The sequence below is a fragment of the Luteimonas sp. YGD11-2 genome (assembly GCF_004118975.1).
Taxonomy (GTDB): Bacteria; Pseudomonadota; Gammaproteobacteria; order Xanthomonadales; family Xanthomonadaceae; genus Luteimonas; species Luteimonas muca.
This window is the reverse complement of record NZ_CP035376.1, coordinates 773,530-794,430: the sequence shown is the minus strand read 5'-3', so window position 1 is coordinate 794,430 and position 20,901 is coordinate 773,530. Positions and strand designations below refer to the sequence as shown.

Below are 20,901 nucleotides of genomic sequence, written 5' to 3'. Positions count from 1 at the left end.
GCTTCTGGCTCACGGGGCGGCTCCTGCGGTCGGGGCGGCGGCATCGGCCGGGGCGGCTTCGGTATCGATGCCGTCGGCGTCGTCGTCACGCGCACTGGGATTGGCCAGCGTCACCACCAGGGTGAAGGCATACGGCAGGCCGGTATTCGACACGCCACCCTCTGCGGGACGCGCCTCGATGATCGACAGCTCCGGACGGGTCATCCAGCCCGAGCTTTCGAGGTTGCGCATGTAGGTACTGACGCGTGCGTTGGACTGCGAACGACCTTCCAGGGTCAGGCGCTCGCCCTCCTGCTTGAGCGAGGTCAGCATCACGCCGTCCGGGATCGTGCGCACCAGCGAGTCGAACAGGTGCACCATCTGCGAGCGGCTGGCCTGCAGCTTCTCGATGACTTCCTTGCGTGCCAGCAGGCGGGCCTTCTGGCGGTCGAGTTCGTCGATCTCGGTGATCTTCTGCTCGACCTGCGCGATCTGCTGGTCAAGGTAGGCATTGCGCGCCTGCTGACCCTCGATCTGCGCGTTGTAATACATGTTCACCAGGAACCACAGCACGACACCGGCCAGTGCGGCCAGGCCGAGCATGACGCCGAACTCCTTCTGACGCTGCTTGCGGCGTTCGGCGCGCCAGGGCAGCAGGTTGATCCGCGCCATCAGTCGAAGCTCCTCAGGGCCAGGCCACAGGCGATCATCAGCGCGGGGGCGTCCTGGGCCAGCGCATGCGCCTGCACGCGCGGACCCAGCGTCATCTGCGCCAGCGGGTTGGCGACAACGGTCTGCACGCCCAGCTGCTCCTCGACCATCTCCGGCACCCCGCCGATCGACGCGCAGCCGCCGGCCAGCACCACGTGGTCGACGCGGTTGAACTCGCTGCCGGCATAGAAGAACTGCAGCAGGCGGCTGATCTGCTGCACCAGCGCTTCCTTGAAGGGTTCCAGCACCTCGATCTCGTAGCTCTCGGGCAGGCCGCCCTGGCGCTTGGCCAGGCCCGCTTCCTCGTAGCTGAGGCCGTAACGGCGCATCACCTCGTCGGTGAGCTGCTTGCCACCGAAGACCTGCTCGCGGGTGTAGAGGCTGCGCCCGCCGCGCAGGATGTTGAGGGTGGTCATCGTCGCGCCGACATCGACCAGCGCGACGATGCCGTCGTGCGCGGCGTTGAGGCCTCCCGCCAGCAGCGCGTAGGCGTTCTCGATCGCGAATGCCTCGACGTCCATCACCTTGGCGGTGAGGCCGCCCAGCTCCAGCGCCGAGGCACGCATCTCCACGTTCTCCGAACGCGAGGCCGCCAGCAGCACGTTGACCATCTCGGGATTGCCGGGCACCGGCCCGAGCACCTCGAAGTCGAGGTTCACTTCGTCGATGGGGTACGGGATGTAGTTGATGGCCTCCAGCTCGACGGCCGATTCCATCTCGTCCTCGTCGAGCTCGGCGGGCATCGGGATCGTCTTGGTGATCACCGCCGAACCGGCCACGGCCGCCGCGGCATGCTTCGCCTTCGAACCCGAGCGCGACATCGCGCGGCGGATGGCATCGCCCACCGCCTCGACCTCGACGATGTTCTTCTCCACCACCGCGTTGGGCGGCAATGGCTCGACCGCATAGTGCTCGACCCGGTAGCGCTCTCCCGAGCGCGACAGCTGCAGCAGCTTGACCGCAGTCGAACTGATATCGACGCCCACGAGTGGCGACTGATTTTTTGTGATGAGCCCCACAGGATTTCCCCTTATGCCACGGGCGCTTGGCTGCGCTACGTGCCCCGGCGCATTAAATAACGGACTTTTCACCCCTTGGCAACACGCGAACCGCGGGACCGTGCCGCAGTACCCGCTTCCGGCGTGCTTCCTGCCCGGCTCCCCTGCCGGACCACGTCAGGCGGGCCATTGCCGCGTGACGCACGGGCCGCTCCGGCCAAACCTCTATACTCCGCGCCCTGACTCAAGGCTACGCTCTTCGCAGGAACCCGTCGATGTCCCGATTCCGCCGCCTGCTGCGCTGGACGCTGATTGCCGCTTCGGCAGCCATCGTCCTTGGCGTCCTTGCCGTAGCCACCCTGTACTTCGTCGTCTCCGCGCGGCTGCCGGATGTGCAGACCCTGCGCGACGTGGAGATGCAGGAACCGCTGTATGTCTATGCCAGCGACGGCAGCCTGATGGCGCTGTTCGGCGAGACCCGCCGGTATCCGGTGCGGATCGAGGAGGTGCCCGAGCGCATCAAGCAGGCCTTCATCGCGATCGAGGACAACCGCTTCTACGAACACCACGGCGTGGACTACCGCGGCGTCGGGCGCGCGATCTGGCTGCTGGCCACCACCGACGACCAGCGGGTGCCGGGCGGCTCAACCATCACCCAGCAGGTGGCGCGGCAGTTCTTCCTGAGCTCGGAATACAGCTATACGCGCAAGCTCGCCGAGATGTTGCTGGCGATCAAGATGGAGCGCGAGCTCAGCAAGGACGAGATCTTCCAGCTGTATCTCAACAAGAGCTTCTTCGGCAACCGCGCCTACGGCATCGCCGCCGCGGCCGAGTTCTACTACGGCAAGACCCTGGATGCGCTGACGCTGGACGAGGTGGCAACGCTGGCCTCGATCCCGAAGTTCCCGTCCAGCGGCAACCCGGTCACCAATCCGGAGCGCGCGCGCATCCGCCGTGACTACGTGCTGCAGCGCATGCGCGAACTGGGTTTCATCGCCGAAACCGACGAGCGCCTGGCGCAGGCGGCGGAGATGCATGCGCGCCCGCACGAGCGGCCGGTCGAGGTCTACGCGCCCTACGTGGCCGAAATGGTGCGTCAGGAGATGATCGCCCGCTACGGCGGCGACGTGCTGACGCGCGGCTACCACGTCACCACCACCATCGATCCAGACGCGCAGCTGGCGGCTGACCGTTCGCTGCGCGATGGGCTGCTGACCTACGACCGCCGGCACGGGTTCTCGAAGCCGGAACAGCAGTTCGAGCTGGCCGACGACGAGGATGCAGCGGCCGCTGCTGGCCGCCTGCGCGGCGTTCCGGCACAGGCCGGGTTGCTGCCGGCAGTGGTCTTGCGCAGTGGTGGCGGTACCGTGGATGCGGTGCTGGCCGATGGCACCACGCTGAGCCTGGATGCGGCATCCAGCCGCTGGACCAATCGCGCGCCGTCGGCGCTGGTCTCGCGCGGCGACATGATCCGTGTGCGCCGCATCGAGACCGCGTCCAAGCCCGCACGCGAAGGCGAGGACGCGCCGCCGCCGGCCATCAGCTGGCAGCTGGCGCAGATCCCGCGCGCCCAGGCCGCGCTGGTGTCGATGGAATACGAGAGCGGCGCGCTGCGTGCGCTGGTCGGTGGTTTCAGCTTCGCGGGCCAGAAGTTCAACCGCGCCACCCAGGCGCGGCGCCAGCCCGGGTCGAGCTTCAAGCCCTTCATCTATGCGGCGGCATTCGAACGTGGCTTCAACCCCGCCTCGGTGGTGCCCGATGCGCCGGTGGTGTTCCGCATGCGCCGTGGCCAGGAATGGCGCCCGCAGAACGACGACGGCAAGTTCGCCGGCCCGATGCGCCTGCGCGAGGCGCTGGTGCGTTCGCGCAATCTGGTGTCGGTGCGCCTGCTCGACACCATCGGCGTCGACTACGCACGCCGCTACATCAGCCATTTCGGTTTCGACGAGTCCGAACTGCCGCCCAACCTGTCGATCTCGCTGGGCACGCCGTCGCTGACGATCATGGAGATCACCCGCGGCTACGCGGCATTCGCCAATGGCGGCTCGCGCGTCACCCCGTGGTTCATCGACGAGGTCCGCGATCGCGACGGCAACGTGGTCTTCAAGGAAGCGCCAGCGCTGGCCTGCCGCGGATGCGGTGCCGACGGCCGCCCGGACACCAGTGCGACCACCTACGTCGTCGACGGCTTCAATCTGGGGCCCGGCCAGGCCCCGGCCACGGCCGGCAACGACGCGGATGCCGACACACCGGTCGCCGCACCCGCGCAACCGCGCGACCCGAATGCCCCGGTCGCCCCACGCGCGATCGACGAACGCGTCGCCTACCAGCTGGTCTCGATGATGCGCGACGTGGTCACGCGCGGCACCGGAACCGCGGCGAAGGTGCTCGAACGCGAGGATATCGGCGGCAAGACGGGCTCCACGAACGAACACCGCGACGCATGGTTCGCCGGCTTCGGCGGGGACCTGGTGACCACGGTGTGGGTCGGCCGCGACGACAACCGTTCGCTGGGATACCGCGAGTACGGCGGGAGGTCCGCGCTGCCGATCTGGATCGACTACATGCGCGTGGCACTCGAGGGCCAGTCGATCGCCCCCAACCTGCCGCCCGCCGGCATGACCCAGGTGGCGGTCAGCGCCAGCGGCCGGCTGATCCCGGGGGGTACCGGTGGCCTGCTGGAGTACATCAAGAACGAGGACCTCGAACGCATGGCCGCCGATGTCTACGACTCCTACGAGGACACCATGCCGGGCGAAGAGGCCTTCGACATCTTCTGAGCCCGGCAATGCTGGGCTCTTCACCCGCCCATCCCTTAGAGTGGGCCGCCCCGGACCCGGGAGTCGCCCATGCACCGCGCACGGCAGCGTGCCGAGACCCGCACCCGCGAGTGGCGCCATCGTCTCGCCCATGAGGCGGCGCGGCTGATGGCCGAGAGCGGCATCCGCGACTACCACCAGGCGAAGCTCAAGGCCGCGCAGCGGCTGGGCATCGATGACGAGGCAGCCCTGCCCCGCAACCACGAGATCGAGGCCGCGCTGCGCGAGTACCAGCGCCTGTTCCAGGCCGACGACCAGGCCACGGCGTTGCGCGAACGTCGCGAAGCGGCGCGGAAGGCGCTGGAGTTCTTCGCCCCGTTCCAGCCGCGCCTGGTGGGCCCGGTACTCGAGGGCACCGCGGACCAGAACTCGCCGGTGCAGCTGCAGCTGTTCGCCGACGATCCGGACGCGGTCACCCGCTATCTCGACGAGCACGGCATCCCCGCGGAGGGGCGCACCCGGCGCATGCGCATGGACCGCGAGCGCAGCGAAGTGGTGCCGCTGTGGATCTTCAGCGTCGACGGCGTGGGCTTCGACCTGACGGTGCTGTCGCCGCTGGCGTTGCGCCAGGCGCCGTTGTCGGGCGTCGACGAGCGGCCGATGCGGCGCGCATCGCTGGCCCAGCTCGGGCAGCTGCTGGCCGAGGACGAGATCGCCGGCTACGACGGCTCCGCGCCACCGCGTTGAAAGGCCGCGGCACCCGCCACAGTCGGGCCGGCCAGCCCGAACACATTGAGTTCGATGGCCACGAACGCGGCAAGCCACAGGCTGGCGTCCCACGCGTCGAGCCAGGCCTCATCCACGCCGGCGGCGGCCTGGAACCACCAGGCGAGTGCGAAAGCGGCAAGCGCCACGTACAGACACCATGCCAGCGCGCGCCGCATGCGGTGGAGATACTCCCGCCCCGTGGGGATACGCAGCTCCAGTTCCAGCGCCAGCACGACGGCAAGCCAGGTGCAGGCGTTGGCGAAGTCCAGTCGCTCGCCATCGAGGCCGTAGTCGATGCAGGCCCACACCACCGCCAGCCCGGCCAGGGCACGCAGCAGCCGCACCAGCGGACGCGACCAGAACGGCAACCGCCAGTCGCCGGTCTCCCATTCGAACAGCAGCAGCAACAGCACCCAGGCGGCGGTGTCGACCGTCTCCGTCGACGTGCCCGATGCCGCATACAGCGCCACATTGGCCGCCAGCAGCGAATAGATCGCCCATTTGAAAAGCACGAAGCCGCGGACCTGCCGCGGCTTCGTCGCATCGGCGCGGGCGCCGGACATCACCCGGTCAGCGCTGGTCCGCCGCCACATAGTCGCGGACGTCGGAACCGGTATAGATCTGCCGCGGACGGCCGATCTTCGCTTCCGGATCCACCTGCTGCTCCAGCCAGTGCGCCACCCAGCCCGCGGTGCGGCCGATGGCGAACATGACGGTGAACATCTCGGTCGGGATCTTCAGCGCCTTGTAGATGATGCCGCTGTAGAAGTCGACGTTCGGATACAGCTTGCGCTGCACGAAGTACTCGTCCTTCAGCGCCGCCTCCTCGAGCTTCATCGCGATCTCCAGCAACGGATCGTCGATGTCGAGTTCTTCCAGAACCTTGTGCGTCATCTCGCGGATGATCTTCGCGCGCGGATCGAAGTTCTTGTAGACGCGGTGGCCGAAGCCCATCAGGCGGAAGCCCGAGTTCCTGTCCTTGGCCTTCGCGATCGCACTGTCGACGTTGTCGGGAGAACCGATCTCCTCGAGCATCTTCAGCACCGCCTCGTTGGCGCCGCCATGCGCGGGGCCCCACAGCGCGGTGATGCCCGCGGCAACCGATGCGTACGGGTTCGCACCGGTCGAGCCGACCAGGCGCACCGTCGAGGTCGAGGCATTCTGCTCGTGGTCGGCATGCAGGATCAGCAACAGGTCCAGCGCCTTGGCGACGACCGGGTTCAGTTCCAGCGGCTCGCTCGGCACCTCGAACATCATGTGCAGGAAGCGGCTGACGTAATCGAGGTTGTTGCGCGGGTAGCGCACCGGCCAGCCGATCGAGTAGCGATACGCAGCGGCGGCCAGCGTCGGCATCTTCGCCAGCAGGCGGATGGCGGCCAGGCGGCGCTGCTCGGGATCGTTGAGGTCGAGGGTGTCGTGATAGAAAGCCGACATCGCCGCCACCGAGCTCGACAGCATCGCCATCGGGTGCGCGTCGTGGCGGAAGCCGTGGAAGAAGTTCTTCAGCGACTCGTGCATCATCGTGTGATGCGTGACCTCGTGCTCGAAGCGCGAGAACTCGTCGGCCGTCGGCAGCTCGCCGTTCATCAGCAGGTACGCGACTTCGAGGAAGCTCGACTTCTCGGCGAGCTGCTCGATCGGGTAACCGCGATACAGGAGCACGCCGTTGTCGCCGTCGATGTAGGTGATCGCGGACTTGCACGAGGCGGTCGCGGTGAAGCCCGAGTCGTAGGTGAAGCAGCCGGTTTCCTTGGGCAGCTTCGAGATATCGATGCAGGGATTGCCGAGGGTGCCGGTGAGCACCGGCAGGGTCACCGACTTGTCGCCGGCGCTCAGCGTGACCTGGTCAAATTCCGACACAGCGCACTCCTTTCAGGGTCGTGGCCAGACGCGGCAGGGCGCGGCGTCGCGGCACGTGATGCAGGGGAACCGCGGCGAGGCCACGGGGCTGGCGATTATCGCATACCCGTACGTAGGGACGGGCCGGACATTGGTCGCATGGTCACATGCGCACAAACGCCAACGGCCGCCTCGAGGGCAGCCGTCGGGAAAACCTGGATCAGCGTTGCGGGAGCGCGAAGGCTCCTGCGCTGTCGCCCGCCGTAGCGGGCCGCCGCGTTACTTGGCGTAGCGCTTGCGGAACTTGTCGACGCGGCCGCTGGTATCCATGATCTTGTTCTGACCCGTGTAGAACGGGTGCGAGGCCGAGGAGACCTCGACCTTGATCAGCGGATACTCGTTGCCGTCTTCCCACTTGACCGTCTCCTTGGAGGTGGCGGCCATGGTGGAACGGGTCAGAATGCGGAAATCGGACGTCACGTCCTGGAACACGACGTCGCGGTAATCGGGATGGATGTCGGCCTTCATGGCGGCACACCGGAATAGCTGGAAGCCGCCCATTGTATGCGCCCTCGCGGGCGCGTGCAATCCTTCCGCGGTCTTCAGCCGACGGCCAGCGCGTCGCGCATCATCGCCTGGAACGCGGGTGGGTCGTAGCGCAGCATGATGCGGGCGTTGTCGACCCCGCCCTCCTGGCGCTGCCAGTCCACCACGGTGACGCCACGGGTGAGCCCCCCGGCAAGCTCGACGGCCACCGGCCGCTCCGCCCACTCGAGCACGTGGTCAGGGCGCAGCGCGCAGGCCATCGCGAGCGCATCGGCCGCGTGCCAAAGGTCACCGCGGCGATCCTCCGACCACAGCCGCGTCTGCCGGGAAATGCCTTCGTAGAACGTTGCCCGCGCCGACCCGCAGGCCAGCCACTGCTCCGCCTCGGAGTGGGCGAACCCGTGTGCCACCGTGGCCTCCCAGTCCACCAGTTCGAAGCGCGGGAACGCCGCGAACACCAGGTGCGCGGCTTCCGGGTCGAACGCGATATTGAATTCGGCCGCCGGCGTGATGTTGCCGTGCGCACTGACCGCGCCTCCCATCACCACGAAGCGCCCGACCCGCTGCGGCAGCGTCGGGTCCAGCTTGAGGGCCAGCGCGATATTGGTCAGCGGGCCCAGCGCGACCAGCAGCAGGCGTCCGGCGTAGGCATGCGACAGGCGCAGGATCGCGAGCGCGGCGTGTTCGCCTTCGGGCTGGCGGGTCGCCGGTGCGTAGGCGGTGTCGCCAAAGCCGTCGCGGCCGTGCACATAGCCGGCATCGCGTGCGGGGTGCAGCAACGGGGCGTCGGCGCCGGCGAACACCGGCACGTCGAGGCCGCACACCTCGACCAGCTTCAGCGCATTGGCTGTCGTGTGCTGCAGGCCGACGTTGCCGGCGGTCACGGTGAGCCCGACCACATGATGGTCGGGGGCGTTGAAGGCCATCAGCAGGGCCAGGGCGTCGTCGACGCCGGGATCGGTATCGATCAGCAGGGGGGTACGTTCGTCCATCGGCGGATTATCACCGCAAGCGGATGCACTGCACGTCATGCCGACGCATAGCGCGAGGCACCACCGATCCAGCGTTCGACCAGGCGGTCGGCAAGCGTGGGCGCGGCCGCCTGCAGATGCTCGGCGATGGCATGCACCTGCGGCAGCAGCGCCGCATCGCGCACGAGGTCGGCGACCCGGAACCCCGCGATGCCGGTCTGGCGGGTGCCGAGCAGCTCGCCCGGCCCACGCAGCTCCAGGTCACGCTCGGCAATCACGAAGCCGTCGCTGGTCTCGCGCATGGTCGCCAGCCGTTGCCGCGCCAGCATCGACAATGGCGGCTGGTACAGCAGCACGCAGGTCGACGCGGCGGCGCCGCGCCCCACCCGCCCGCGCAGCTGGTGGAGCTGCGCCAGGCCCAGCCGCTCGGCGTTCTCGACGATCATCAGCGATGCGTTGGGCACGTCCACGCCGACCTCGATCACCGTGGTCGCCACCAGCAGGCCGAGCGCACCTTCCTTGAAGGCGCGCATGACCGCCTGCTTCTCCGCAGGCTTCATCCGCCCGTGCACCAGCCCGACCTCGATTCCCGGCAGCGCATCGCGCAGGGCCTCGAACGTGCTCTGCGCGGCCTGCGCCACCACCTCGTCACTGTCGTCGATCAACGTGCACACCCAGTACGCCTGCCGCCCTTCGGAACAGGCGGCACGGATGCGTTGCACCAGTTCCGGTCGGCGCTCACCGCTCAGCACCACGGTCTGCACCGGCGTGCGGCCGGGCGGCAGCTCGTCGATCGCCGACACGTCGAGGTCCGCGTAGGCCGACATCGCCAGCGTGCGCGGGATCGGCGTGGCGGTCATCACCAGCTGGTGCGGCACCAGTCCGCCATCGCCGCCCTTGTCGCGCAGGGCAAGCCTCTGGTGCACGCCGAAGCGGTGCTGTTCGTCGACGATCGCAAGGCCGAGGCGATGGAAGCTCACGCCTTCCTGCATCAGCGCATGGGTGCCGACGACGAGCTGGGCGCGGCCATCGGCGATTGCCTCCAGCGCGCGCGACCGTGCCCGTCCGGTCACCTTGCCGGCCAGCCATGCCACTTCGATGCCGAGCGGCTGCAGCCAGCCACGCAGGCTGACGTAGTGCTGTTCGGCCAGCAGTTCGGTGGGTGCGGCCAGCGCGGCCTGGGTGCCGGCCTCGATGGCCTGCAGCGCGGCAAGGGCCGCGACGACCGTCTTGCCGGAACCGACGTCACCCTGCACCAGCCGCAACATCGGCCGCGGACGGCGCAGGTCGTCGCGGATCCGTGCGAACACGCGTTCCTGCGCACCGGTCAGCGCGAATGGCAGTGTTGCAAGCAGGCGTTCGACGAGCTCGCCGCGGCCATCGCATACCGGCGCGCCATGGCGCTGCAGCGCGATGCGCTGGCGTCGCAGGCTGAGATGGTGGGCCAGCAGTTCCTCGATCGCCAGGCGTTGCTGCGCCGGATGGGTGCCGGCCGACAGTGCGGCGAGGTCGGTATCGCGCGGCGGCCGGTGCACGGTCAGCAATGCATCGCGCAGGCCCGGCACGCTGCCGCGCAGGGTGGCCGGCAGCAGTTCGAGCACCGCGTCAGGCGGCAGGCGCTCCAGCGCCTGGCGGATCAGTTTGCGCAGCACCGCCGGCCCCACGCCCTCGACCTGCGGATACACCGGCTCGAGGTCCGCATCGAGCACGCCGGCCTCGCCGTTATCGATCACCCGGTAGCTCGGATGCACGATCTCCAACCCGTGCTGGCCCGGCCGCGGGGTGCCGTAGGCGCGCACACGCGTGCCGACCGCGAATTGCGCGACCTGGGCGGCGCGGAAATGGAAGAACCGCAACACCAGGGTGGCGCGCGAGCCGTCGCCGAGCGCCACGCGCAGCAGCGGGCGATAACGGAAACCCCGCTCGACCGCCTCGACCACGCCCTCGACCTGCGCCGGCACCCCGGCCTGCAGCTGGGCGATCGGCGTCAGCCGGGTGCGGTCCTCGTACTGGCGCGGCAGGTGCAGCCACAGGTCCTGCAGGGTCACGATGCCGCGCGCCGCGAGCTTCTCCGCGGTGCGTGCGCCGACCCCGGCGAGCACGGTCAGCGGGATGTGCGCGGGGTCGGCCTCGTGTGCTGCGGGCACGTTGAAAACCGGTCAGGTGGCCTGGCGCAGCACCAGGATCGCATCGACCTCGAAGGCCGCATCCTTGGGCAGCGCGGAGACCTCGATCGTCGAACGGGCGGGATACGGCGCCGCGAACACCTCGGCCATCACCGCGTTGACGGCGGCGAAGTCGCCGAGGTCGGTCAGGTACAGCCCGACGCGCACGACATCATCGAGGCCGCCGCCGGCCGCCGCGCACACCGCGCGCAGGTTGGCGAACGCCTGGCGTGCCTGCGCCTCGATGCCGCCGTCGACCAGATTGCCGGTGGCCGGATCGAGCGGAATCTGCCCGGACACGAACACGGTGTCGCCGGCGCGCGTGGCCTGCGAATAGGGGCCGATGGCGGCGGGAGCGTGCTCGGTGCTGACGGGGATGCGGGGCATGGTGTCTTCCACGAAAGGTGACAGCGGATTCTAACCGCCGCCCGCGCCGCGGCCGCCAGGCACCCGGCTAGAGTCGCTGCACCCCGTGCACCACGTTGAGCCTGCGGATCCTGCGGATCACGTCGGCCAGGTGCTTGCGCCCGCGCACCTCGATCGAGAAGCGGATCGCCGCGACGTTGCTGTCGCGTTCCAGGTATTCCACGCCATCGATGTTGGAATCCACCTGCGCCACCGCCGCCGCCACCTGGGCGAGCACGCCGGGGCGGTTCGCCACCTCGATGCGCAGGGCCACGCTGAAGTCCCCCGAAACCTCGCGGTCCCAGCCGATGTCGACCCAGCGCTCGGGCGACTTGCGGTAGTCGGTGATGTTCGGGCACTCGATGCGGTGCACCACGATGCCCTTGCCGGCGGTGTGGTAGCCCATGATCTCGTCGCCGGGAATGGGCATGCAGCAGTTGGCAAAGGTGATCACCCCGCGCTCGCTGCCGGTGATCAGGATCTTCTCGAAGTGGCGCGCACCGTCGCGGCCACCCTGCCCGCCCGACTGCGCCAGCGCATGCGCGACCTGCGACGGCATCCGGTTGCCCAGCGCGATATCGGCCAGCAGCGCCTCCAGCCGCGGGTGGCGCGACTCGCCCAGGTACGCTTCCAGCCGCGCCTGCGGCACGCGCTCGAGCGAACTGCCGAGATCCTCCAGCGCACGGTCGAGCATGCGATGGCCGAGCTGCACCGCATCCTCGTGTTCGAGCTGCTTGAGCTGCTGGCGGATCGCGGTGCGCGCCTTGCTGGTGACCACGAATTCCAGCCACTGCGGCTTGGGCAGCGCCGAGCGCGCGGTGATGATCTCGGTCTGCTGGCCGCTGACGAGCTTGGTGCGCAGCGGCACCAGCTTGCGGTCGACACGTGCGGCGACCGCGTGGTTGCCGACGTCGGTGTGCACCGCATACGCAAAGTCCAGCGCTGTGGCATTGCGCGGCAGCGAGAGGATGTCGCCCTTCGGGGTGAACAGGTAGACCTCGTCAGGGAACAGGTCGACCTTGACGTTCTCGAGGAACTCCAGCGATGAACCGGTGGCGCGCTGGGATTCCAGCAGGTTGGCGATCCACGAGTGCGCGCGGGTCTGTGCGCTGGTGGGTGCGCCGCCATGCTTGTACGCCCAGTGCGCGGCGATACCGCGCTCGGCGATGAGGTCCATCTCCTCGGTGCGGATCTGCACCTCGATCGGCGAACCGTAGGGCCCGAACAGCACCGTGTGCAGCGACTGGTAACCGTTGGCCTTGGGGATCGCGATGAAGTCGCGGAAGCGGCCGTCGAGTGGCTTGTAGACCGAATGCGCCACGCCGAGCGCGTGGTAGCAGTCGGCGACCGAGCGCACGATCACGCGGAAGCCGAACACGTCCATCACCTGGTCGAAGGTCTTTCCCTCACCCTGCATCTTGTTGTAGATGCTCCAGGGCGACTTCACCCGGCTCACCAGCCGGTACTCGAGACCTTCGTTGGCCAGGCGCTGCGCCAGCTGCGCCTCGATCGTCGACAGCGCCTCGCGGCGCACCAGCGGCTGTGCGTTGATGCGCTTGCGCAGCACCGAATGGCGCATCGGATGCAGCGCGCTGAAGCCCAGGTCCTGCAGCTCCGACTTGATCAGGTTCATGCCCAGGCGCTGGGCGATGGGCGCGTACACCTCGAGCGTCTCGCGGGCGATGCGCTCGCGCGCGGCCGTCGACTGCGCGCCCAGCGTGCGCATGTTGTGCAGGCGATCGGCAAGCTTGATCAGGATGACGCGCAGGTCGCGCGCCATCGCCAGCATCATCTTGCGGAAGCTCTCGGCAGCCGCCTCCTGGCGGTTGCTGAATTGAAGTTTGTCGAGCTTGGTGACGCCATCGACGAGTTCGGCCACCTGCTCGCCGAATTCCTCGGCAAGCTCGGCGCGGGTCAGCGGGGTGTCCTCGATGGTGTCGTGCAGGATCGCCGCGACCAGGGTTTCCAGGTCGACGTTCTGCTCGGCCAGCACCACCGCAACCGCGACCGGATGGGTGATGTAGGGTTCGCCGGACTTGCGGAACTGGCCCTCGTGCGCCTGCGCGCCGACGGCCCAGGCGCGACGCAGCACCTGCCGCTGGGCGGCATCGAGATACGGCACCGCGCGTTCGAGCACGCGCATGTATTCCGGAACGGCGTCGTCTGGCGGCACCGCGACCGGGGCAGCGTGGCTGGAAACCGGGGACATCATCGAGGAAGCCTAGGCGAAAAGCCGGTAAATGGGGAAGCCTCGGCACATCGCGCACGCGCGGGATCCGATGATCGCGACAGGACGCCAGAACGCGAACGGCCCCGCTTTCGCGGAGCCGTCCCGGTCGACCAGTGGGTCCGGCGTTACCGGACGGCCATGATCAGAGATCGTCGCCCTTGGCGAGATCCTCGTCGGCCACCACTTCGGCGGCGGCCCATTCCAGCGCCTCGCGCTCCTTGCGCTCGCGCTCGGCCTTGTCGACGGCCTCGATGTAGTCGTTGTCGATGCGACGCGCGGCGATCTCGCGCAGGGCGAGCACCGTCGGCTTGTCGTCGTTCTCGCGGTTGTCCAGCTGCGACTCGACGCCGTTGGCCAGCTGGCGCGCGCGCTTGGCGGCCATCATGACCAGTTCGAAACGGTTGTCGACCACCTGCAGGCAGTCTTCGACGGTAATGCGCGCCATGGGGGCTCCCGGCGACCGCGCGGGCCGCTCGTTCAATGGGGGTGACAGGACCGCGGATTGTACGGTCGGCGAACGCACCAGCGCAAGCGCGCTCTTTGCGAATCAGTCACTTGCGGGTGTGCTTTCCGCCAGCAGCGCCTCGATCAGGCCGTGGTGGCGCTGTGCCTGCTGCGCGCGACGCAACCGGCTGGCGGTGAAGACCGCGCAGAGCTCGTCCACCGCGGCGTCGAAGTCCTCGTTGACCACCACGTAATCGAACTCGTGGAAATGCGACATCTCCTCGCGCGCGGCGGCCAGCCGCCGGGCAATCACCTCGTCGCTGTCCTGGCCGCGCTTGCGCATCCGTTGTTCGAGCGCTTCTCGCGATGGCGGCAGGATGAACACGCTCACCGCCTCCGGCACCTTTTCACGGACCTGGCGCGCGCCCTGCCAGTCGATCTCCAGCAGCACGTCGTGGCCGGCAGCCAGCTGCGGCTCCACAGACTGCCGCGCGGTGCCCTTCCAGTCGCCATGCACGCGCGCGCACTCGAAGAACTCACCGGCCTCGATCATCGCCTCGAACCCGGCTGCGTCGATGAAGTGGTAGTGCTCGGCATGCCGTTCACCCGGGCGCGGCGGGCGCGAGGTGAACGAGATCGACAGGCGGATGGCCGTGTCGCGCGCAAGGCAGGCGTTGACCAGGCTGGACTTCCCGGCACCCGAGGGCGCGGCCACGATGAACAGCGTGCCCCGCATCAGGCGCGGCTCCATCGCCGCCGGATGGTGCGAGGCGTGGACGGGACCGGCGGCCGGCTGTGCCTACTCAATGTTCTGCACCTGCTCGCGGATCTGGTCGATCAGCACCTTCAGCTCGACCGCGGCCTGCGAGGTACGTCGGTCCACCGACTTCGAGCCCAGCGTGTTGGCCTCGCGGTTGAATTCCTGCAGCAGGAAGTCCAGGCGCCGGCCGACCGGTTCGCGCTGGGCCAGCACCCGGCGGATCTCGTCGACGTGGCTGTCGAGACGGTCCAGCTCCTCGTCGACATCGAGTTTCTGCAGGGCCATCACCAGTTCCTGCTCGAGGCGACCGGGATCGAGCGGCTGCGGCAGGTCCGCCAGGCGGGTTTCCAAGCGGACGCGCTGGCCGTCGCGGATCGCAGGCACCAGCGTGCGCACCTCGCCGGCGATGCGCTCGATGCCATCCACGCGCTCGGCGATCGCCGCCTGCAGCTTCGCACCCTCGCGTTCGCGCGCGGCGACGAAGTCGTCGAGCACCGCATCCAGCAGCGACAGCGCCGCGGCCTGCATCGCATCGGCATCCACCGCGCGTGCCTGCAGTACGCCGGGCACCTGCAGCAGTTCGGCCAGGCCGGTGTTGAGACCGGGGAAGCGCGACTGCAAGGACGCCGCGAGCGTCGCCAGCTGGTCGAGCACCGCTTCGTTGAGTTCAAGCTGGCCGGCGGCCTCGCCGTTGCGCAGGCGCAGCGCGAGATCCACCTTGCCGCGCGACAGGCGCGCCGCGACCCGCTCGCGCAACAGCGGCTCCAGCGCGCGCAGCTCGTCGGGCAGCCGGGTGCCGACCTCGAGGTAGCGGTGGTTGACCGCGCGCAGCTCGCAACCGAGCGTGCCCCAGGGGGTCGTGCGCTCGCCGGCGGCGAAGGCGGTCATGCTGCGGATCATGCGGTCGGCGGGTCGGCTGCGGGCGTGCAGTATAGGGCAGGCCCGCGCGCGGCCAGGGCGCCGGCACCGCCCCTGATAGACTGCCGCGCCCGCACCGCCGCGAGCAGCCCATGACCGATACCGTCACCCGCCCCAGCGGCCGACTTCCCACGCAGCTGCGCGACGTCCGGATCGAGCGTGGCTTCACCCGGCATGCGGAAGGTTCGGTGCTGGTGTCGTTCGGCGAGACCCGCGTGCTGTGCACCGCCAGCGTGGAGAACCGCGTGCCGGGCTTCCTGCGCGGCAAGGGCGAGGGCTGGGTGACCGCGGAATACGGAATGCTGCCGCGTGCCACCAACACCCGTAACGACCGCGAGGCCGCGCGCGGCAAGCAGGGCGGGCGCACGCTGGAGATCCAGCGCCTGATCGGCCGCACCCTGCGCGCCTGCGTGAACCGCGCGGCGCTGGGCGAGCGCACGATCACCCTCGACTGCGACGTGCTGCAGGCCGATGGCGGCACCCGCACCGCGGCGATCACCGGGGCCTACGTGGCGCTGGTCGACGCCGTGCGCTGGTTGCAGAAGCGCCGCGAGATCAGCCGCGACCCGGTCGTCGGCGCGGTGGCCGCGGTCTCGGTCGGCATCTACCGCGGCGTGCCTGTGCTCGACCTCGACTACGCCGAGGACAGCGCCTGCGACACCGACATGAACGTGGTGATGAACGATGGCGGCGGCTTCATCGAGCTGCAGGGCACCGCCGAAGGCCATGCCTTCCGCCGGGACGAGCTCGACGCCCTGCTCGGCCTCGCCGAGACCGGCATCCGCGAACTGTTCGCGTTGCAGCAGCAAGCGCTGGCGCAATGAGCACACCCCGGCGGCTGGTGCTGGCCAGCGGCAACCGCGGCAAGCTCGCCGAGTTGCAGGTACTGCTGGGCGATGCCGGGTTCGCGCTTTCGGCGCAGGCCGACCACGGCGTCGACGACATCGAGGAGACCGGGCTCAGCTTCGTCGAGAACGCGCTGCTCAAGGCGCGACATGCGGCGCGCACCAGCGGGCTGCCGGCACTCGGCGACGATTCCGGCCTGTGCGTCGATGCACTCGACGGCGCACCCGGCCTGTACTCGGCACGCTACGCCGGTGCGCACGGTGACGCGGCGGCCAACAATGCAAAGCTCCTCGAAGCGCTGCGCGACGTGCCCGCCCACGCGCGCACGGCGCGCTTCTACTGCGTGCTGGTGCTGGTGCGCCACGGCGACGACCCGCAGCCGCTGATCGCCGAGGGCATCTGGGAAGGCCGGGTCCTCGACGCTCCGCGCGGCGACCACGGTTTCGGCTACGACCCGTTGTTTCTCGACCCCGCAAGCGGCCTGAGCGCCGCGGAACTCGCACCCGGGATCAAGAACCGGATCAGCCATCGCGGCCGCGCGCTGGCCGTGTTGCGCGAGCGGATCGCCAGCGCGCTGCCCGAAGCCTGACGCAGGGCTTCCGGCGCCGCCCTTCCGCCCCCATATCGCGAACCGAGTGCCGCCGCCCGGCACAGACACCCCCTGCAATGCTGACCACCCCGCCCCTCGCGCTGTATGTGCACCTGCCCTGGTGCGTGCGCAAATGCCCGTACTGCGATTTCAACTCGCACCAGCCGCGTGGTGGCCCGCCGCCGTTCTCGGCCTATGTCGACGCGCTGCTGGCCGACCTCGACCAGGACCTGCCGCTGGTGTGGGGCCGTCCGGTGCACTCGGTGTTCTTCGGCGGCGGCACGCCCAGCCTGTTTCCCGCCTCGGATATCGACCGCTTCCTGCAGGGTGCGGCGGCACGGCTGCGCTTCGCGCCCGGGCTGGAAATCACCCTGGAGGCGAATCCCGGCACCGCCGAGCACGGCCGTTTCGAGGACTATCGCGCCGCCGGCGTCAATCGCATCAGCTTCGGTATCCAGAGCTTCGATGACGGCTGCCTGCAGCGTCTCGGCCGGATCCACGACAGCGCCGAAGCCGACCGCGCGGTGAAGCTGGCGCAGGACGCCGGGTTCGACAACCTCAACCTCGACCTGATGTACGCACTGCCCGGGCAGGACCTGGCGATGGCCGCGGCCGATGTGGAACGCGCGGTGGCGCTTGCGCCGGCCCACATCTCCCACTACCAGCTCACGCTGGAGCCGAACACGCTGTTCGCGGCGCGCCCGCCCGAGCGCATGCCCGACGACGACCTCGCCTGGGACATGCAGGAGCACTGCCAGGCCCGGCTGGCCGATGCCGGCTATGCGCAGTACGAGGTCTCGGCATATGCGCGACCCGGCCGGCAATGCAAGCACAACCTCAACTACTGGCGCTTCGGCGACTATCTGGGGATCGGTGCCGGCGCCCACGGCAAGATCACCCTCGGCCACGAACAGACGATCCTGCGCCGCTGGAAGCAGCGCCATCCCACCGCCTGGCTGGCCAGCGCGGGCACGCCTGCCGGCATCGGCGGGGACGATCGCATCGCGCCCGCGCGCCGGCCGTTCGAATACATGCTCAACGCGCTGCGCCTGCTGGAGGGCTTCCGCCTCGAACACTTCGAGGCGTGCACCGGCCTGCCACGTGCCGCCATCGCCCGGCCGCTGGCTGCCGCAACCGCCCGCGGCTGGCTGGAAGAGCGCGACGGGCGCATACTGCCGACGGCGCTGGGGGGGCGCTTCGGCAATGATGTCATCCAGCTGTTCATGGACGAAGACGACTGAGCGTCGGCCGCGTGCTGGCGGCCCCCATCCGGGCGTGGTAAGAACGGTGACAGACGTCACACTCCGGAGGGCCGCATGACGCCGCACAGGGAACCGGCGACGCCAGCCAGCCTCGCCTCGGCCGGCTTGCCGCCGCGGGTACGCAGGGTGCTCGAACGCAGCCTGCATCTGGTCTCGGAGGAGCTCGACCACGGGCTGACGCGCATGCTCGACGAGTTCGAGCGCGAGCTGTTCCGGCTGGCCGACCTCGCGCGCAACCCGGGCGCGGAATCCGGCTACATGCAGACCCTGCGCAGCTTCCGCCTCAACCGCGCGGACCTGGTGCCGCGCTTCATGATCGGCATCGAGCGTGCCCTGGCGGCGATCCGCCGCCCCGCCGCCACGCGCACCGACAGCAGTGCCCCCGGCGAGGTGAGCTTCCGCAACCTCAGCCTGGTCGAAACCGCGGTGATGGACGAGGGCACCGTGCTGCGCGAAGTCGGCAGCCGCCAGGAGGGCCGCGCGACGCTTGCGCTGCACCTGCTCGGCCAGCGCTTCGGCGTACTCGCCGGCAAGCCCGCCTTCGACGCCATCCGCCTGCCGCTCGGTCCGCACGTGCTGTGCGACGCGCTGCGCGAGGCGGCGGTGGCGCTGGAGATCACCCACGACGCGCGACTGCTGCTGTACCGCATCTTCGACCGCCAGGTCATGGGGGGGTACCCGCAGCTGCTCGACCGCGTCAATGAACTGATGGTGGCCGAGGAAATCCTGCCGGCCCTGACCTTCGTGCCGCTGCGCGCGCGCCCGACACCGGTGCTGATGCGCGAAACGCTGACGCCATCGGGCGGCCGGCCCTCCGGCGCGCCTGCCCAGCCGGGGGCAGCACCACAGCCCGCCGGACAGACGGGTGCGGGCGCCGTCACGCGCCCGCATACCGCATGGTTCGGCGAGCCCCAGGCCGAGGAGGACAACCGGGACGAAGCCGCGGCCTTCGCGACGCTGCAGGAACTGCTGTCCGGCCGCCGCGCACTGCTCGGCAAGTTGCGCCCGGGCCGCGACGAAAGCCCGCGGCGCGAGCTCGGCACCACCGACCTGGTCGGCAAGCTGCGCGCGCTGCAACAGCAGCCGCCGGCCAGTGCGAGCCAGGCCAACCTGCTGGAGATCAAACGCGCGGTGCTCGCGCAGACCCGCCACAGCAGCGGCGAGGCCGCGGCGCTGTCGCCCGAGGACAACGACACCTTCGAACTGCTGGACCTGCTCTACCAGCAGCTCGAGTCCGAGCTGCGCCGCGATGCGCCCACGGCCGGACTGGTGCGCCAGCTGCAGGTGCCGCTGCTGAGGATGGCGCTGCTCGACCGCGCGTTCTTCCTGCGCTCGCAGCACCCCGCGCGGCAACTGCTCAACACCGTGGCCGAAAGCGCCGCGCGCTGGATGGATCGTGACGAGCTCGACCCGCAGCTGATCGAGCCGCTGCAGCAGGCCGTGGCCGACGTCGTCGCCGGCTTCGATCAGGACCCCGAGGTCTTCGCGCAGGCGCAGGCGCGCCTGCAGGAGCGCATGCAGGCCCACGTGCGCCGCGCCGAGATGACCGAGCGCCGGCACGTGGAAGCCGCGCGCGGCAAGGAGAAGCTCGAAGTCGCACGCCAGCGCGCCGGCGAAGCCCTGACCCGCGAGATCGGCGAGCACCGGCTGCCGCGGTTCGCACGCGCCCTGCTCAACCAGGCCTGGAGCGATGTGCTCACGCTCACGCTGCTGCGCCAGGGCGAGGAGTCGGACGCCTGGAAGACCCAGCTCGACGTGACCCGCCGGGTGGTGGCCGCCTGCAGCGACGGCGGCGCCGACGATGCACTGGCCGCACAGGTGGAGGAATCACTGGGCCAGGTCGGCTATCACGGCGAGGAGGCCAGGGTGATCGCGCAGCGCCTGGCCGGCTGCTTCAACGACGAGGAAGACCCCGCCTCGCGCACCGAGCTTGCGATGAAGCTCAAGGCGCGCGTACGACTGGGCGAGGACAAGGCCGCGCAGGCGAAACCGAAGCCGCCGCCGCGCACGCCCGCGGAGCAGGCCCAGTACGAACAGCTGCGGGTGATGCCATTCGGGGTGTGGATCGACTTCGTGCAGAACCAGCAGGGCGACATCAGCCGTCGCCGGCTGTCGTGGTTCAGCCCGATCACCGACAACGCGCTGTTCGTCAACCAGCGCGGCCAGCGCGCGGCGGAGGTCTCGCTCGACAGCCTGGCGCGCATGCTGGTCAACGGCCAGGCGCGCATGGTGACCGCCGACCGTGGCCGCCTGGTCGACCGCGCGTGGCAGGCCGCGGTGAACACCCTGCGCAGCTTCGCCGGCCGCGGCGAGGGCGCACCGCCCAACGGAGTGCCGGCATGATCCAGGAGTTCCGTCGCGCGCGCCGGCGCAAGGCCGCGGACATGATCCAGGTCAGCGATGCGATGACCGGGGAGATGGTCGGCCGCATCGGCAACCTGTCGGAAAGCGGCCTGCTGCTGATCGCCAGCAGTTCGCTCGAAAACGACGCGCTCTACCAGTTGCGCTTCACCCTGCCCGGCCGCAGCGCCGGCGCACTCGGCGAGGACCTCGAGCTCGGCGCGCAGCTGCTGTGGAGTGATCGCGCCAGCGCTCCGGGCCAGGTGTGGGCGGGGCTGCGCTTCGTCGCCCTGAGCGATGCACAGGCGCGGCAGCTGCGCGCATGGGTGGAGTCGCCGGGCGGCCAGTTCGTCTGAGCCCCGCCGGCAACC

General features: G+C 69.5%; 19 protein-coding genes. 7 read left to right on the top strand and 12 right to left on the bottom strand.

Annotation, left to right across the window (positions count from 1 at the left end; translation table 11 throughout):
- Positions 1-9: 9 nt before the first annotated feature.
- Together ERL55_RS03600 and ERL55_RS03595 are read right to left on the bottom strand one after the other, a co-directional pair.
- The gene (locus ERL55_RS03600; RefSeq protein ID WP_129135210.1) at positions 10-651 is read right to left on the bottom strand and encodes a PilN domain-containing protein; all 642 of its coding nucleotides are present in this window, start codon (positions 649-651) and stop codon (positions 10-12) included.
- Positions 651-1,709: a pilus assembly protein PilM gene (locus ERL55_RS03595; RefSeq protein WP_129135209.1), complete on the bottom strand. Its 1,059-nt coding sequence runs from the start codon at positions 1,707-1,709 to the stop codon at positions 651-653. Before ERL55_RS03595 ends, ERL55_RS03600 begins: the two co-directional genes overlap by 1 nt.
- Positions 1,710-1,963: 254 nt before the next feature.
- On the opposite strand from ERL55_RS03595, the gene ERL55_RS03590 reads away from it, so the two are divergent.
- Positions 1,964-4,468, top strand: a complete 2,505-nt coding sequence (locus ERL55_RS03590; protein ID WP_129135208.1) for a penicillin-binding protein 1A — start codon at positions 1,964-1,966, stop codon at positions 4,466-4,468.
- Between the two features lie 69 nt (positions 4,469-4,537).
- A complete protein-coding gene (locus ERL55_RS03585) occupies positions 4,538-5,194 on the top strand; it encodes a hypothetical protein (RefSeq protein ID WP_129135207.1) in 657 nt (218 codons plus the stop codon).
- Here ERL55_RS03585 and ERL55_RS03580 read toward each other — a convergent pair.
- The 10 genes from ERL55_RS03580 to ERL55_RS03535 form a co-directional block, all read right to left on the bottom strand.
- Positions 5,167-5,778 (bottom strand): hypothetical protein, encoded by a 612-nt coding sequence (locus ERL55_RS03580; protein WP_129135206.1) that lies wholly within the window; start codon positions 5,776-5,778, stop codon positions 5,167-5,169. The genes ERL55_RS03585 and ERL55_RS03580 overlap by 28 nt on opposite strands.
- 7 nt (positions 5,779-5,785) lie before the next feature.
- Positions 5,786-7,075 carry a citrate synthase gene (locus ERL55_RS03575; protein ID WP_129135205.1) on the bottom strand — a complete coding sequence of 430 codons (1,290 nt, stop codon included), beginning with the start codon at positions 7,073-7,075 and terminating at the stop codon, positions 5,786-5,788.
- A gap of 258 nt (positions 7,076-7,333) precedes the next feature.
- The gene (locus ERL55_RS03570) at positions 7,334-7,582 is read right to left on the bottom strand and encodes a type B 50S ribosomal protein L31 (RefSeq protein ID WP_129135204.1); all 249 of its coding nucleotides are present in this window, start codon (positions 7,580-7,582) and stop codon (positions 7,334-7,336) included.
- A gap of 74 nt (positions 7,583-7,656) precedes the next feature.
- Complete coding sequence (locus ERL55_RS03565) at positions 7,657-8,592, bottom strand: nucleoside hydrolase (protein ID WP_129135203.1); 936 nt, start codon at positions 8,590-8,592, stop codon at positions 7,657-7,659.
- A gap of 35 nt (positions 8,593-8,627) precedes the next feature.
- Complete coding sequence (gene recG / locus ERL55_RS03560; RefSeq protein ID WP_129135202.1) at positions 8,628-10,718, bottom strand: ATP-dependent DNA helicase RecG; 2,091 nt, start codon at positions 10,716-10,718, stop codon at positions 8,628-8,630.
- A gap of 12 nt (positions 10,719-10,730) precedes the next feature.
- Complete coding sequence (locus ERL55_RS03555; RefSeq protein ID WP_129135201.1) at positions 10,731-11,123, bottom strand: RidA family protein; 393 nt, start codon at positions 11,121-11,123, stop codon at positions 10,731-10,733.
- A gap of 67 nt (positions 11,124-11,190) precedes the next feature.
- Positions 11,191-13,350: a bifunctional (p)ppGpp synthetase/guanosine-3',5'-bis(diphosphate) 3'-pyrophosphohydrolase gene (locus ERL55_RS03550; RefSeq protein WP_129137185.1), complete on the bottom strand. Its 2,160-nt coding sequence runs from the start codon at positions 13,348-13,350 to the stop codon at positions 11,191-11,193.
- 163 nt (positions 13,351-13,513) lie between these two features.
- Positions 13,514-13,816, bottom strand: coding sequence for a DNA-directed RNA polymerase subunit omega (gene rpoZ / locus ERL55_RS03545; RefSeq protein ID WP_100323664.1), 303 nt, complete (start codon positions 13,814-13,816; stop codon positions 13,514-13,516).
- 102 nt (positions 13,817-13,918) lie between these two features.
- Positions 13,919-14,551, bottom strand: coding sequence for a guanylate kinase (gene gmk / locus ERL55_RS03540; protein ID WP_129135200.1), 633 nt, complete (start codon positions 14,549-14,551; stop codon positions 13,919-13,921).
- A 63-nt stretch (positions 14,552-14,614) separates the two neighbouring features.
- Positions 14,615-15,475, bottom strand: a complete 861-nt coding sequence (locus ERL55_RS03535; RefSeq protein ID WP_129135199.1) for a YicC/YloC family endoribonuclease — start codon at positions 15,473-15,475, stop codon at positions 14,615-14,617.
- Positions 15,476-15,585: 110 nt separating this feature from the next.
- Here ERL55_RS03535 and rph point away from each other — a divergent pair, with 110 nt between their 5' ends.
- From rph to ERL55_RS03510, 5 genes are all read left to right on the top strand, one after another.
- Positions 15,586-16,317, top strand: a complete 732-nt coding sequence (gene rph, locus ERL55_RS03530) for a ribonuclease PH (RefSeq protein ID WP_129135198.1) — start codon at positions 15,586-15,588, stop codon at positions 16,315-16,317.
- Complete coding sequence (rdgB, locus tag ERL55_RS03525) at positions 16,314-16,928, top strand: RdgB/HAM1 family non-canonical purine NTP pyrophosphatase (protein ID WP_129135197.1); 615 nt, start codon at positions 16,314-16,316, stop codon at positions 16,926-16,928. The genes rph and rdgB overlap by 4 nt, the downstream gene beginning before the upstream one ends.
- 77 nt (positions 16,929-17,005) lie before the next feature.
- Positions 17,006-18,169 (top strand): radical SAM family heme chaperone HemW, encoded by a 1,164-nt coding sequence (gene hemW, locus ERL55_RS03520; protein WP_129135196.1) that lies wholly within the window; start codon positions 17,006-17,008, stop codon positions 18,167-18,169.
- A gap of 75 nt (positions 18,170-18,244) precedes the next feature.
- Entirely contained in the window at positions 18,245-20,533 is a 2,289-nt protein-coding gene (locus tag ERL55_RS03515; RefSeq protein ID WP_129135195.1) for a DUF1631 domain-containing protein, read from the top strand.
- Entirely contained in the window at positions 20,530-20,886 is a 357-nt protein-coding gene (locus tag ERL55_RS03510; protein ID WP_129135194.1) for a PilZ domain-containing protein, read from the top strand. Before ERL55_RS03515 ends, ERL55_RS03510 begins: the two co-directional genes overlap by 4 nt.
- Positions 20,887-20,901 lie beyond the last annotated feature (15 nt).

Coding starts and splice junctions, on each gene's coding strand:
- ERL55_RS03590 (WP_129135208.1), top strand. CDS start 1,964: ATGTCCCGATTCCGCCGCCTGCTGCGCTGGACGCTGATTGCCGCTTCG.
- rph (WP_129135198.1), top strand. CDS start 15,586: ATGACCGATACCGTCACCCGCCCCAGCGGCCGACTTCCCACGCAGCTG.
- gmk (WP_129135200.1), bottom strand. CDS start 14,551: ATGCGGGGCACGCTGTTCATCGTGGCCGCGCCCTCGGGTGCCGGGAAG.
- rdgB (WP_129135197.1), top strand. CDS start 16,314: ATGAGCACACCCCGGCGGCTGGTGCTGGCCAGCGGCAACCGCGGCAAG.
- rpoZ (WP_100323664.1), bottom strand. CDS start 13,816: ATGGCGCGCATTACCGTCGAAGACTGCCTGCAGGTGGTCGACAACCGT.
- ERL55_RS03515 (WP_129135195.1), top strand. CDS start 18,245: ATGACGCCGCACAGGGAACCGGCGACGCCAGCCAGCCTCGCCTCGGCC.
- ERL55_RS03580 (WP_129135206.1), bottom strand. CDS start 5,778: ATGTCCGGCGCCCGCGCCGATGCGACGAAGCCGCGGCAGGTCCGCGGC.
- ERL55_RS03535 (WP_129135199.1), bottom strand. CDS start 15,475: ATGATCCGCAGCATGACCGCCTTCGCCGCCGGCGAGCGCACGACCCCC.
- ERL55_RS03550 (WP_129137185.1), bottom strand. CDS start 13,350: ATGTCCCCGGTTTCCAGCCACGCTGCCCCGGTCGCGGTGCCGCCAGAC.
- ERL55_RS03570 (WP_129135204.1), bottom strand. CDS start 7,582: ATGAAGGCCGACATCCATCCCGATTACCGCGACGTCGTGTTCCAGGAC.
- ERL55_RS03510 (WP_129135194.1), top strand. CDS start 20,530: ATGATCCAGGAGTTCCGTCGCGCGCGCCGGCGCAAGGCCGCGGACATG.
- ERL55_RS03585 (WP_129135207.1), top strand. CDS start 4,538: ATGCACCGCGCACGGCAGCGTGCCGAGACCCGCACCCGCGAGTGGCGC.
- hemW (WP_129135196.1), top strand. CDS start 17,006: ATGCTGACCACCCCGCCCCTCGCGCTGTATGTGCACCTGCCCTGGTGC.
- ERL55_RS03565 (WP_129135203.1), bottom strand. CDS start 8,592: ATGGACGAACGTACCCCCCTGCTGATCGATACCGATCCCGGCGTCGAC.
- ERL55_RS03555 (WP_129135201.1), bottom strand. CDS start 11,123: ATGCCCCGCATCCCCGTCAGCACCGAGCACGCTCCCGCCGCCATCGGC.
- ERL55_RS03600 (WP_129135210.1), bottom strand. CDS start 651: ATGGCGCGGATCAACCTGCTGCCCTGGCGCGCCGAACGCCGCAAGCAG.